Below are 13,026 nucleotides of genomic sequence, written 5' to 3' on the forward strand. Positions count from 1 at the left end.
CTTGACCAGTGAGCACCGAAGCTTACGTATACGACGCGATCCGCACCCCGCGCGGCCGAGGCAAGGCCAACGGCGCCCTGCACGGCACCAAGCCGATCGACCTGGTGGTCGGCCTCATCCACGCCCTGCGTGAGCGCAACCCGGGGCTGGACCCGGCCACCATCGACGACATCGTGCTCGGCGTCGTCGGCCCGGTCGGCGACCAGGGCTCCGACATCGCCCGGATCGCGGCCATCGCGGCCGGCCTCCCGGACACCGTCGCCGGTGTGCAGGAGAACCGCTTCTGCGCCTCCGGCCTGGAAGCCGTCAACATGGCCGCCGCCAAGGTCCGCTCCGGCTGGGAGGACCTGGTCCTCGCCGGCGGTGTGGAGTCCATGTCCCGCGTCCCGATGGCCTCCGACGGCGGCGCATGGTTCAACGACCCGATGACCAACTGGGACGTCAACTTCGTCCCGCAGGGCATCGGCGCCGACCTGATCGCCACCATCGAGGGCTTCTCCCGGCGCGACGTCGACGAGTACGCCGCCCTCTCCCAGGAGCGCGCCGCCGCCGCCATCAAGGACGGCCGCTTCGCCAAGTCCGTCGTCCCGGTCACCGACCGCAACGGCCTGATCGTCCTGGACCACGACGAGTTCGTCCGTCCCGGCACCACCGCCGACACCCTCGCCAAGCTCAAGCCGTCCTTCGCGGACATCGGCGAGCTCGGCGGCTTCGACGCCGTCGCGCTGCAGAAGTACCACTGGGTCGAGAAGATCGACCACGTCCACCACGCCGGCAACTCCTCCGGCATCGTCGACGGCGCCTCCCTCGTCGCGATCGGCTCCCGCGAGGCGGGTGAGCGCAACGGGCTGACCCCGCGGGCGCGGATCGTCTCGGCGGCGGTCTCCGGCTCCGAGCCCACCATCATGCTCACCGGCCCCGCCCCCGCCACCCGCAAGGCGCTGGCCAAGGCCGGCCTGACCATCGACGACATCGACCTGATCGAGATCAACGAGGCCTTCGCGGGCGTCGTCCTGCGCTTCGTCAAGGACATGGGCGTCTCCCTCGACAAGGTCAACGTCAACGGCGGCGCCATCGCGCTCGGCCACCCGCTCGGCGCCACCGGCGCGATGATCCTCGGCACGATCGTCGACGAGCTGGAGCGCCAGGACAAGCGCTACGGGCTCGTCACCCTCTGCGTCGGCGGCGGCATGGGCGTCGCCACCGTCGTCGAGCGACTCTGAACCGTCCTGTATCCCCGCCCCCCGGACCTTCCGAAACGAAAGCAGTGACCATGAGCGAGTCCACCACGATCCGCTGGGAACAGGACGAGACCGGCGTCGTCACCCTGATCCTCGACGACCCGGGCCAGTCCGCCAACACGATGAACCAGGCCTTCAAGGACTCCATCGCGGCGATCGCCGACCGCGCCGAGGCCGAGAAGGACTCCATCCGCGGCATCATCTACACCTCCGCCAAGAAGACCTTCTTCGCGGGCGGCGACCTCAAGGACATGATCCGCCTGCGCCCCGAGCACGCGCAGCTGGCCTTCGACACCGGTACCGAGATCAAGCGCTCGCTGCGCCGCATCGAGACCCTCGGCAAGCCCGTCGTCGCCGCCATCAACGGCGCGGCCCTGGGCGGCGGTTACGAGATCTGCCTGGCCTCCCACCACCGCGTCGCCCTCGACGCCCCCGGCTCCAAGATCGGCCTGCCCGAGGTCACCCTCGGCCTGCTCCCGGCCGGCGGCGGCGTCACCCGTACCGTGCGCCTCATGGGCATCGCCGACGCGCTGCTCAAGGTCCTGCTCCAGGGCACCCAGTACAACCCCCAGCGCGCCCTGGACAACGGCCTGGTCCACGAACTGGCCGCCACCCCCGAGGAGATGCTCGCCAAGGCCCGCGCCTTCATCGACGCGAACCCCGAGTCGAAGCAGCCCTGGGACGTACCCGGCTACCGGATCCCCGGCGGCACGCCGTCGAACCCGAAGTTCGCCGCCAACCTCCCCGCGTTCCCGGCCAGCCTGAAGAAGCAGCTGAACGGGGCCCCGTACCCGGCGCCGCGCAACATCCTGGCCTGTGCCGTCGAAGGCTCCCAGGTGGACTTCGAGACCGCTCTGACCATCGAGGCCCGCTACTTCACCGAGCTGGTCACCGGGCAGACCGCCAAGAACATGATCCAGGCGTTCTTCTTCGACCTCCAGGCCGTCAACGCCGGCCGCAGCCGTCCGCAGGGCGTCGAACCCCGCAAGGTCCGCAAGGTCGCCGTCCTCGGCGCGGGCATGATGGGCGCGGGCATCGCCTACTCCTGCGCCCGCGCGGGCATCGAGGTGGTGCTCAAGGACGTCAGCGCCGAGGCCGCGGCCAAGGGCAAGGCGTACTCCGAGAAGCTGCTGGACAAGGCGCTCTCGCGCGGCCGTACGACCGAGGCCCAGCGTGCCGAGCTGCTCGCCCGGATCACCCCGACCTCCGAGGCCGCCGACCTGGCGGGCTGCGACGCCGTCATCGAGGCCGTCTTCGAGGACACGGCCCTCAAGCACAAGGTGTTCCAGGAGATCCAGGACGTCATCGCTCCCGACGCCCTGCTCTGCTCCAACACCTCCACGCTGCCGATCTCCGGGCTCGCGGAGGGCGTGAAGCGGCCCGCCGACTTCATCGGACTGCACTTCTTCTCGCCCGTCGACAAGATGCCGCTGGTCGAGATCATCAAGGGCGCGCAGACCGGCGACGAGGCGATCGCCCGCGCCTTCGACCTGGTCCGCCAGATCAACAAGACCCCGATCGTGGTCAACGACTCGCGCGGCTTCTTCACCTCGCGCGTCATCGGCCAGTTCATCAACGAGGGCGTGGCCATGGTCGGCGAGGGCATCGAGCCCGCCTCGATCGAGCAGGCCGCGGCCCAGGCCGGGTACCCGGCCAAGGTGCTCTCCCTGATGGACGAGCTCACCCTCACCCTGCCGCGCAAGATCCGCAACGAGACCCGCAAGGCCTTCGAGGCCGAGGGCCGGGCGTGGGCCGAGCACCCCGCCGACCGCGTCATCGACCGGATGGTCGACGAGTTCGGCCGCCCCGGCCGCAGCGGCGGGGCCGGCTTCTACGAGTACGACGAGGCGGGCAAGCGCACCCGCATCTGGCCGGGCCTGCGCGAGCACTTCGCCAAGCCGGACGCGGAGATCCCCTTCGAGGACATGAAGGAGCGGATGCTCTTCTCCGAGGCCCTGGACACCGTCCGCTGCCTCGACGAGGGCGTCCTCACCTCCATCGCCGACGCCAACATCGGCTCCATCATGGGCATCGGCTTCCCGGCCTGGACCGGCGGCGTGATCCAGTACATCAACGGCTACGAGGGCGGCCTGCCCGGCTTCGTCGCCCGGGCCCGCGAGCTCGCCACCGCCTACGGCGAGCGCTTCACCCCGCCGGCGTCGCTGCTGGCGAAGGCCGAGCGCGGCGAGACGTACAGCGACTAGCGCGGTCACCGGGAAGGCCGGCCGGGTCGCTCCCGGCCGGCCTTCCCCTGCGCCCCGCCGGTCAGGGCAAGGTCCAGAACTGCCGGGTCACGAGGTAGAAGACGACGACCCAGAACACGGTCAGCGCGGTGACGGTGCCGATGCCGATGAGGTTGTTCTTCACCGGCGACTCGTCCGGCCGGGGCCACAGCCATCGCCCCAGCAGCCGATTCACGTAGTGGGGCATCGTGAGGAAGCTCATGATGAAGCTCGACAGCAGGTTGCCCACGAGCAGTCCGAACCAGAGCGGCCACTTCAGCGGAGACAGGGCGAGCGTCAGCAGCACGACCGTCGGGTACAGGCCGACCCAGACCGCGATGGAGGTCTTGGTCTCCGAGGGCGGCGGAGCTTCCTTGCCGTTCTCGTCGAAGGCGAACCAGCTGCCGAACGAGTCGTCGATCGTGCGCATCTTGAAGTCCTCGAACTTCTTGCCCTCGGCGAGGACCTCCTGCCGCTTGTCCGACGTCAGCCAGGCATCGAGGTGTTCGGCGTTGTCGTAGCGGTACAGGGTGGTCCACTCGTCCTGAAGGCCCTCGATCGGGCGGAAGATCTCGGTCCCGCGGAAGCCGTCGAACTTGCTCTCCTCCTCGCTCATTTTGCGTTGCCAGTCGAGGAAGTCGTCGACGTGGTCCGAGTGGACGCGGTGGGTCACCACCACGGTCACGAGCGGATCCGTCGGCTGCGCGCCACCGCTGATCACCTGCTGGGTCGCGGGACCGTCGAAGTACTCCGCGCCGGCGTCAAGGAGCCTCTGCCGGGTCGCGCCGTTCATCCACGCCTGCAGATGGGCCACCGAATCGAACCGGTAGACGACCGCCCAGTCGGGTTGCACGTCGGTCGGCGGGGAGACCTCGACGCCGAGGTGTCCGGGGTACTCGGCGACGGCGGCGTTGACCCGGTCCTGCCATTTCTCGTACTCCCGCTCCATGCCGGGCCGGACCTTGCGGCCGATGATGACCGTCGCCGCGGTTTCCGGATGCTTCTCGGAGGTCATCGTCTCGGGCCCGTCCGCGCCGACTGGCTCTCGACCAGCCGGCTGTAGATCCGTTCCGGGGTCAGGGGCAGCTCGCGGAAGCGGACGCCCGTGGCGTCACGGACCGCGTTCGCCAGCGCGGGGGCCACCGGGTTGATGCAGCATTCCGCCATGCCCTTCGACCGCATCGCCCCGACGGAGTCCGACGAGCCCACCAGGAGCAGGTCGGTGCGGGGCACGTCGGCGTAGGCGGGGATCCGGTAGTTGCGGAGGTTCGGGTTGATCATCACGCCGTCCGCGTCGACCTGGAAGTTCTCGGTCAGCGCGAATCCGATGCCCTGGGCCACACCGCCCTCCACCTGTCCCCGGACCTGCTGGGGGTTGATGAGCACGCCGGCGTCCGCCGCGTGGACGCTGTACAGCACACGGATCTCGCCCGTCACCTGGTGGACGGCGACGCGGAAGCCCTGCGCGTTGGAGGTGACGCTGCGGGGCGAGCCGTACGCCTTGCGGGCGGCGGTGAACCGGATGCCCCGCGCCCGGGCCAGGGCCACGAGCTCGGCCAAGGAGACGCGCTCGTCCCCGCAGACGACGTCCTCGTCGTCCATCGAGCACATCACGACGTGGACGCCCGTGTGCGCGGCGGCGAACTCCAGAATGCGGTCGCGCACCGCGTTGGCCGCCCGCAGCACCGCGTTGCCCGCCACGAACAGTCCGGCGCTCGCGAAGGCGCCGGTGTCGAAGCCCGTGCGGTCGGTGTCGGACTGCACCAGGCGGATCCGCGACGGCGTCGTACCCAGCTGGTTGGCCGCGATCTGGACGTGCGCCGTCGAGGTGCCCTCGCCGAATTCGACGGTGCCGACGGCCAGCTCGTAGACGAGGTCGTCGCCGAGCGTGACCCAGGCCTCGGAGATGTGCTCGGTCGGCGGCGCGGTCTCGTGCAGGGAGCTCGCGACACCGGTCCCGACGAGCCACCCGGGGCCGGGAGACGGCTGATCGGCCGTGCGGGCCAGTTCGCCGGCCACGAGGTCGATGCACTTGGCGAGTCCGTCCTCGTTGAACATCACGTCGTCGGGGCCGTCGTGCAGGGCGACGAGCGGATCGCCGGGACGCACGATGTTGCGGCGCCGCAGTTCGAACGGATCCATGTGCAGCGCGAGGGCCAGCTCGTCCATCGCCGATTCCACGGCGAAGGCCGGCTGGGTCATCCCGTAACCGCGCAGCGCGCCGCTCGGAACGGTGTTGGTGTAGACGGAGAAGGCGTCGTACTTCTTGTTGGGGCAGCGGTAGATCATGACGGCGGACCCGCCCGCGTACAGCGTCTCGCCGCCGTGGTTGCCGTAGGCGCCGGTGTTCGACACGTTGCGGACCTGGAACGCCGTGAGCGTGCCGTCGTTCTTCGCGCCGAGCTTGACCGTCAGCTTCATCGGGTGCCGGGGCGACGCCGTGGTGAAGTCCTCTTCGCGCGTGAACTCGAAGCAGACGGGACGCCCGGTGTCCAGAGTGGCGAGCGCGACCAGATCCTCCGAGATGACTTCCTGCTTGCCGCCGAAACCGCCGCCGACGCGCTTGCAGAACACCCGGAGCTGGTCCGGGCGCAGTGCGAAGAGGTAGGACAGTTTGACCTTCGCGATCGACGGCGACTGCGAACTGGTGCGGACGTTGAGCCGGCCGTCCTCCATCCAGGCGATCGAGCCGTGGGTCTCAAGGTGCGCGTGCTGCACGCGCGGTGAGAAGTACGTGCCTTCGTGGATCACGTCGGCCGCGGCGAACCCCGCGTCGACATCGCCGATGTGCGAGTGGATCTCCAGCAGGAGGTTGTGGACGGAATCCCGGACGAACGGATCCTCCGAGCCGTGCAGTTGGGGCGCGCCCTCGGCAATGGCCTCCTCGGGGTCGAAGACCGCCGGCAGCACCTCGTACTCCACGGCCACCTTTCGGCAGCCCTCTTCGGCCGCCCCGGGCGTGTCGGCGAGGACGGCGGCGACGCGCTGGCCGGCGAAGCGGACCGTGTCGTCGAGGATGTAGGTGTCGTCCGGGTCGACGAGGTGGTCGGTGTGGATCGCCGTGGTGAAGCGCCTGCGCGGCACGTCCTCCCAGGTGTAGACGCGTCGCACGCCGGGGACCGCGAGCGCGGCGGTCTTGTCGACCGAGACGATCCGGGCGTGCGCGTGCGGCGAGTGCAGCACTTTGATGTGCAGCATGCCTTCCATGCGGGTGTCCATCGTGAACTCGGCCCGGCCGGTCACGACATCGTCGGCCGCCGGCGCGCCGACGCTCGTTCCGACGGCCTTTCCCGGCACGGCCGTCTGCACGCCGGTGACGCCCTTGACCGCGTCCTCGATCGCCCGGTAGCCGGTGCACCGGCAGAGATTGCCCTTCAGTGCCCGCGGCAGATCCGCTTTCTGGGCCTCGGTGAAGGTCGCCGACGTCATGATCATCCCCGCGGTGCAGAAACCGCACTGGAACCCCGGGGCGTCCCGGAACCGGCGCTGCACCGGGTGCAGGTCGCCGGGTGATCCGAGACCCTCGATCGTGGTCACCTCGCGGCCCTCCGCGCGGAAGGCGGGGGTGATGCAGCTGTGGACGGGGTGGCCGTCGAGCCACACCGTGCACGCGCCGCAGTCGCCCGCGTCGCAGCCCTTCTTGACGCCGAAGTGGCCGAGAGCGCGCAGGAACGTGCGCAGGCACTGGCCGGGGTCCGGTTCTTCGGCGAAGCTCTTGCCGTTGACGACGTAGGTCATGCCGGGCCCCCAGCGATGATTTCGCGACGAATCTCCGCGGCGAAGTGCTGTGTGAGGTGGTGACGGTGGTCGGGGGTCCCGTTGGGGTCGGCGAACCAGACGTCGGCGGGAATGGCGTCGATGCTCTCCCGCAGGGTGTGGGCATCGGGCATGGTCTCGAAGGCGAGCCGTACCGGACGCGTGGTGCCGGCGGTGATGGTGAGCAGCAGATTGCTCGTACCGGGCGTGTGCGTACCGATGAGGAACACGGTCGAACGGCCGAGCCGGGTCAGGCTGAAGCGGCGGTGCGCGGGGCGCTTGCGCAGGGCGTGCCCCGGGATGTCGATGCGGCGCAGCATTTCCCCGGGCGCGAGGATGTTGCGGTTGTTCCCGGTCACGAAGTCGAGGGCGTCGACGGTGCGCACCGACCCGTCGGGAGCCCAGAGTTCGTACCGCGCCTCGAGCGCGACCGTCAGCGTGATCATCGGGCCGGCGGGCAGGGACATGCAGATGTTCCCGCCGACGGTCGCCGAGTTCCAGACCTTGAACGAGGAGAGGAACGCCTCGCAGGCGGTCGGGATGAGGGGGCCCGCGGTCCAGTCCGCCGGCGGCACGAAGGCGTACAGGTCGCGGATCGTGCACGTGGCACCGATTTCGAGGCCGGCGTCGCTCGGGACGAGGGGGTCCCACGGCAGCGCGGTCAGATCGACCAGGCGCCGCAGGCTCGGCTGCTCCGCGGAGAACAGCCACGTCCCGCCCGCGAGCCACGCGTCGCCGTCGCGCCAGTCCGCGCCCGGGTGGTCGGCCGGCCGACGCACGACTTCGGTGATGGTGTTGAGGTCCATGGGAATCGATCTCCCTCACGAGGACATTCGTGAACGGCCCGAGGCACGACCGGCCCGGCGCGGAGATTCCTTTCCAGCGTACTCAGGGAGGCCCGTTTCCGCTCGGCCGAAGCCGGCCCGGCCGTCCGTGGGGCGGGCCGGCTTCGTGGGGCGGGCCCGGTGTCCTCATTCCCCGCCCGAGACGAACGCCGCCCGCAGCTCCTCCTTCAGCGACCGCTGGAAGGCCGTCACGAGTGCCTGCACCACCATCGGCTGCATGTGTGCGGACAGCGCCTTCATCGACTCCACCCGCTCCGGATCGCTCTCGCCCTCCGTGAACGGACCCCACACCTCGTCCCGGAACAGCGCCGTCAGTTCGTGCGCCGCCGCCCTGGTGTGCTCCATCAGCACCTTGCGCGCCGCCAGGATCGTCTCGTGCGCGATCGGCACGTCCAGCAGCGCGACCCCCAGCCGCAACAGCCCCAGGTCCACCCGGAATCCGTCCGCCGACACGGCGAGCACGTTCATCGCCGTCAGCCGTCGCACGTCGATGTCCGACAGGGTCCGCCCCGCCCGCTTCTCCAGCTCGGCCCGCGAGACCTCCTGCGCCGAATCCGGGGCCCAACTGGCCACCAGCGCACGGTGGATCGCCAGGTCGTGCGCGCTCAGATCGTCCGGCAGCGCGTCCAGGTAGCGCTGACAGGCCGACAGCGTCATGCCCTGGTGCTGCAACTCCTCGATCAGCGCCAGCCGGGAGAGGTGCTCCGGGCCGTAGTGGCCCACCCGGCGAGGGCCGATCACGGGAGGGGGCAAAAGCCCGCGCGTGCTGTAGAACCGTACGGTACGGACGGTGACGCCTGCCCTGGCCGCCAGCTCGTCGACGGTGAGCATCGGCTCGGGTGCCTGGTCGGCCATCGTCTGCGCCTCGCTCTCTGCTCCACATGCTCCACAGCTTGGGTTCAACAGTATTGCTGTCGCACCAACGATGTGAAACGGCCAGGAGCTGCCCATGACCACGAACCTGCGACTGCCCGGACGACCCGAGGAGCTCACCCTCCCCGCCCTGCTGGCCCGCAACGCCGCCGAGCACGGGGACCTGCCCGCCCTCTCCTGGCGGGCCGGCCCCGGAGCCGCCCAGTGGACCACCCTCACCTGGCGCGAGGTGCGCCGCCAGACCGCCGTCCTCGCCTCCGGCTACGCCGCCCTCGGCGTGGAGCGCGGCGACCACGTCCTGCTGATGATGGGCAACCGCCCCGAGCACTGGCTCAGCGACCTCGCCCTCGTCCACCTCGGCGCCGTCCCCGTCACCGTGTACGGAACCTCCGCGCCCGAGCAGATCGCCCACATCGCCCGCCACAGCCGGGCCAGGGTCGCCGTCGTCGAGGGAGCCCGCGAGCTCGCCCGGTGGGAGCCGCTGCTGACCGACGCCGACGTGCCCCTGGAGCGGCTGGTCGTGGCGAACGCCGCCGAGGCGGGCCCGCACCGCACGTACGGCTCCCTGTACGCGAGCGGCGCCCGGCTGCACCGCGCCGACGCCTTCGAGAAGGCCTGGCAGGACACCCGCCCGGAGGACCCGCTCACCGTCGTCTACACCTCCGGCACCACCGGCGACCCCAAGGGCGTCCGCCTCAGCCACCGCAACCTCATGCTCCAGGCGGTCCGCCTGGACCGGCACGTGGAACTGCCCGAGCACGCCGAGCACATCTGCTATCTGCCCTTCGCGCACATCGCCGAGCGGGTCCTCGGCATCTACCTGCCGTTGCTGCGCGCCGCCCACGTACGGCTGTGCGCGGACCCCTCCGCCGTGTCCGGCGCGGTCCGTGAGCTGCGCCCGGTGCAGTTCTTCGGCGTGCCCCGGGTGTGGGAGAAGCTCGCCGCGTCCGTCCGGGCCGTCCTCGCCCAGCTGCCCGAGGAGCAGCGCGCCGCCATCGAGGCGGCCAACGACCTCGCCCGCAGCCGGGCCGGCCACCGCGAGCGCGGGGAGGCGATACCGGCCGCGCTCGAAGCCTCGTACGCCACGGCGAAGGAGCGGGCACTGGACCCCCTGCTGGGACTGGCGGGCCTGGACCGTCTCGTCTGGACGGCGAGTGCCACCGCCCCGATGCCGCTCGACGTGGTCCGTTTCTGGGCGGGCTGGGGGATCACCATCATGGACGCCTGGGGACTCACCGAGACCTCCGGCGTGTGCACGGTCAACAGCCCGGACGCCTTCCGGCTCGGCTCGGTGGGCCGGCCGATCGAGGGGCTGGAGCTGAGGCTCGCCGAGGACGGGGAGATCCTCACCCGCGGCGAGACCGTCTTCGGCGGCTATCTGCGGTCCGACGGATCGGTGGAGAGCGCCGCCGACGCCGAGGGGTGGTTCCCGACCGGGGACATCGGCCGGCTCGACGAGGACGGGTTCCTCTGGCTGACCGACCGCAAGAAGGAACTGATCATCACGTCCACGGGCAAGAACGTCTCCCCGGCGCTGGTGGAGAACACCGTCAAGGAACACCCGCTGATCGGCCAGGCCCTGGTCCACGGCGACGCCCGGTCCTACCTCGTCGCCCTGCTCGTCCTGGACCCGGAGCTGGCCCCGGCCTGGGCCGCCGCCCGGGGCATCGAAGCCGCCTCCCTCGGCGAGCTCGCCGAACACCCCGCCGTCCGGGAGGAGATCGCCCGCGCCGTCGAGGCGGCCAACGCGCGGCTCAACCGGACCGAGCAGATCAAGCGGTACCGGGTGCTGACCGAGGAGTGGGGCCCGGAGTCGGGCGAGCTCACGCCCTCGCTCAAGCTGCGCCGCCGCGTGGTCCGGGAGAAGTACGGCGCACTGATCGACGGCCTCTACGAGGCTTCGTACGAGACTCCGTGACCTGCGAGGCCCCCGTTGCGGTGAGCGGCACGCCGCTCACCGCAACGGGGGCCGATGCCTAGCGGCCGATCAGCGGGTAGTGGTCCGAGAGGTTGGTGTACGTGTACGAGGTGCCCCAGCTGGAGACCGTCCAGGGTGCCGACTGCTCCTTGACGACGTTGTTCTCCCAGCCCGCCGGACGGGCGTTGCCCTTGCGGTAGAGGACGTAGTCCAGGTCCTCGCGCGGGTCGGTCGGGTAGCGGTAGTTCGCTATCGAGTTGAGCGCGGTGTCGAAGGAGTACGGGTGGCCCGTGCGCGTGTCGGAAGCGGCCAGGTCGGCGCCCGCGAGCATGGAGGCGAGCTCTGGCGTGCGCGAGTCGACGTTCATGTCGCCCGCCACGATGACCTGCTCGTTCGCGGGGATGTTCTTCCCGTCCAGGAACGCGTCGATCGTGCGGAACTGGCGGGCGCGCATCTCCGCGGCCTCGCCCGCGCCGCAGCCCGGGTCGGTGGACTGCGCGTGGGTGCCGACCACGTGCACCTTGACGCCGTTCACGTTCAGCACGACGTAGGCGAAGCCCTTGTTCGACCACCAGTCGGCGCCGCAGGCGTCCTTGTAGACGACCTGCTCCTTGCGGACGACGGGCCACTTGCTGAGGATCGTGACGCCGCCGTCCTCCGGGGTGGTGGAGGAGTACGCGCCGCCCGTGGCGTCCCAGCCGGACTTGCTGCGGCCGACGACCGGGGTCTGGTACGGGTACTGGGCCGCCGAGTTGGCCTTCAGTGCGTCGGAGGCGCCGTTGTCGAAGGCCTCCTGGAGCACGACCACGTCGTGGCCCTGGTAGAAGGCGGCCTTGGGGATCTCCGCGGCCCGGTGGTCCTGGCCCCAGTTCGGGTACAGGTTCTTGCTCATCAGGAACACGTTGTACGACAGGACGCTCAACCGCGGGGTGGCGGACTCGGCGGCCGTGGCGGCCGGCGCGGTGGTGGCGGCCAGCGCGCCGGCGGCGACCGCGGCGACGGCAGCGGCGGCGGCCCGGTTGCGGCGGTTCGAGGTGTGCTGCATGGAGGTCTCCATCGATCCTGCGGGGGATGGGAAGATCGGCTCCGCCATCCAAGCAGCCACGGTTACCTCTGGGTAACACCCATGACAAGACTTTCTGTCCGGGCCACGACAAGGTGGGGGCGCCGGGGCCCGGGCGCACGGCACGCGGCCCCGTCATACTGGGAGAACAGCGAGGTCTACACCCTGGGGGCAGACTCATGAGCACGACGGAGCACCCCGCGGGGCACGCTGCGGAGCATCCCGTGAACGGGACGGCGCGCCGCACGGCCGGGGTCCGCACCGACCCCGAGCCGCCCCCGCCCGGCGGGGTGCTGTGGACCACCGCCGGGGACGTCCGGTCCCTGCTGACGCTGCCCGCCGCCTTCACCCTCCAGGTCGCCCACCCCGCGGTCGGGGCCGGGGTCGACCAGTACTCGGTCTTCCGCACCGACCCCTGGGGGCGCGGCGAGCGCTCGCTGCGCTCCGTCCAGCTGTGGGTGTACGGCGGGGACGAAGCCGCGGCCGAGGGCCGCAGGGTCCGCCGCCTGCACCGGGAGATCCAGGGCACCGACACCCGGGGGCGCCGCTACCACTCCCTCGACCCGGCCTGCTACGCCTGGGTGCACGCCACCGGATTTCCCATCGCCCTGTACTCCGGGCGCTACCTCTTCCGCCGCATCAGCCCCGCCGACGAGCGGCAGCTCTACCGTGAGTGGCTCCAGGTGGGCCGGATACTCGGCCTCCGCGACCGGGACATGCCGCAGACCGTCGAGGAGTTCTGGCCGTACTACCGCCGGATGCTGGCCGAGGAGATCGAGCCGACCGCGGTCGCCCGCGAGCTGGTCGCCACCGATGTGCCGCTGCCCCGCCCCGAGGGCGGCTCGCTGCCGGTGCGGCTGCTGCTGCGGCTCACCTGGCCCCTGTTGCGCGTGGCCTTCCTGCGCCTGCGGGCCTTCGTCACCGTCGGCTACATGCCGCCCGAGGCGCGCGCGGCCGTCGGGCTGGAGTGGAGCCCGGCCCAGGAGCGCAGGCTCCGGCGGTTCAGCACGGCCGTACGGCTCCTCGTACCGGTGCTCCCCGAACGGCTGCGGTACCTGCCCGTCGCGCGGGCGGCGCGGGCCCGATGGCGCGCCGCCGCCCGCTGACG

At 70.9% G+C, this 13,026-nt stretch carries 9 protein-coding genes; 4 read left to right on the top strand and 5 right to left on the bottom strand.

All coding sequences use genetic code 11. From position 1 onward, the window contains the following. Positions 1 to 8 precede the first annotated feature (8 nt). Both OG429_RS31875 and OG429_RS31880 read left to right on the top strand, forming a co-directional pair. Positions 9 to 1,223, top strand: a complete 1,215-nt coding sequence (locus OG429_RS31875; protein ID WP_328928707.1) for an acetyl-CoA C-acetyltransferase — start codon at positions 9 to 11, stop codon at positions 1,221 to 1,223. A 50-nt stretch (positions 1,224 to 1,273) separates the two neighbouring features. Then, positions 1,274 to 3,445, top strand: coding sequence for a 3-hydroxyacyl-CoA dehydrogenase NAD-binding domain-containing protein (locus OG429_RS31880; RefSeq protein ID WP_328928708.1), 2,172 nt, complete (start codon positions 1,274 to 1,276; stop codon positions 3,443 to 3,445). 61 nt (positions 3,446 to 3,506) lie between these two features. Here the strand turns inward: OG429_RS31880 and OG429_RS31885 are convergent, their stop codons facing one another. From OG429_RS31885 to OG429_RS31900, 4 genes are all read right to left on the bottom strand, one after another. Then, positions 3,507 to 4,478, bottom strand: a complete 972-nt coding sequence (locus OG429_RS31885; protein ID WP_328928709.1) for an antibiotic biosynthesis monooxygenase — start codon at positions 4,476 to 4,478, stop codon at positions 3,507 to 3,509. After that, entirely contained in the window at positions 4,475 to 7,201 is a 2,727-nt protein-coding gene (locus OG429_RS31890) for a molybdopterin-dependent oxidoreductase (RefSeq protein ID WP_328928710.1), read from the bottom strand. The genes OG429_RS31885 and OG429_RS31890 overlap by 4 nt, the downstream gene beginning before the upstream one ends. Then, positions 7,198 to 8,025, bottom strand: a complete 828-nt coding sequence (locus OG429_RS31895) for an FAD binding domain-containing protein (protein ID WP_328928711.1) — start codon at positions 8,023 to 8,025, stop codon at positions 7,198 to 7,200. Before OG429_RS31895 ends, OG429_RS31890 begins: the two co-directional genes overlap by 4 nt. 165 nt (positions 8,026 to 8,190) lie before the next feature. Beyond that, positions 8,191 to 8,919, bottom strand: coding sequence for a MerR family transcriptional regulator (locus tag OG429_RS31900; protein ID WP_328928712.1), 729 nt, complete (start codon positions 8,917 to 8,919; stop codon positions 8,191 to 8,193). 94 nt (positions 8,920 to 9,013) lie between these two features. Between OG429_RS31900 and OG429_RS31905 the strand changes: the two genes are divergently transcribed. Further along, a complete protein-coding gene (locus tag OG429_RS31905; protein ID WP_328928713.1) occupies positions 9,014 to 10,855 on the top strand; it encodes an AMP-dependent synthetase/ligase in 1,842 nt (613 codons plus the stop codon). Between the two features lie 58 nt (positions 10,856 to 10,913). On the opposite strand, the gene sph is transcribed toward OG429_RS31905, so the two are convergent. After that, positions 10,914 to 11,900, bottom strand: coding sequence for a sphingomyelin phosphodiesterase (gene sph, locus OG429_RS31910; protein WP_328928714.1), 987 nt, complete (start codon positions 11,898 to 11,900; stop codon positions 10,914 to 10,916). Between the two features lie 197 nt (positions 11,901 to 12,097). Here sph and OG429_RS31915 point away from each other — a divergent pair, with 197 nt between their 5' ends. Next, positions 12,098 to 13,024 carry an oxygenase MpaB family protein gene (locus OG429_RS31915; RefSeq protein ID WP_328928715.1) on the top strand — a complete coding sequence of 309 codons (927 nt, stop codon included), beginning with the start codon at positions 12,098 to 12,100 and terminating at the stop codon, positions 13,022 to 13,024. Positions 13,025 to 13,026 lie beyond the last annotated feature (2 nt).

Source organism: Streptomyces sp. NBC_00190, from assembly GCF_036203305.1.
Classification (GTDB): Bacteria; Actinomycetota; Actinomycetes; order Streptomycetales; family Streptomycetaceae; genus Streptomyces.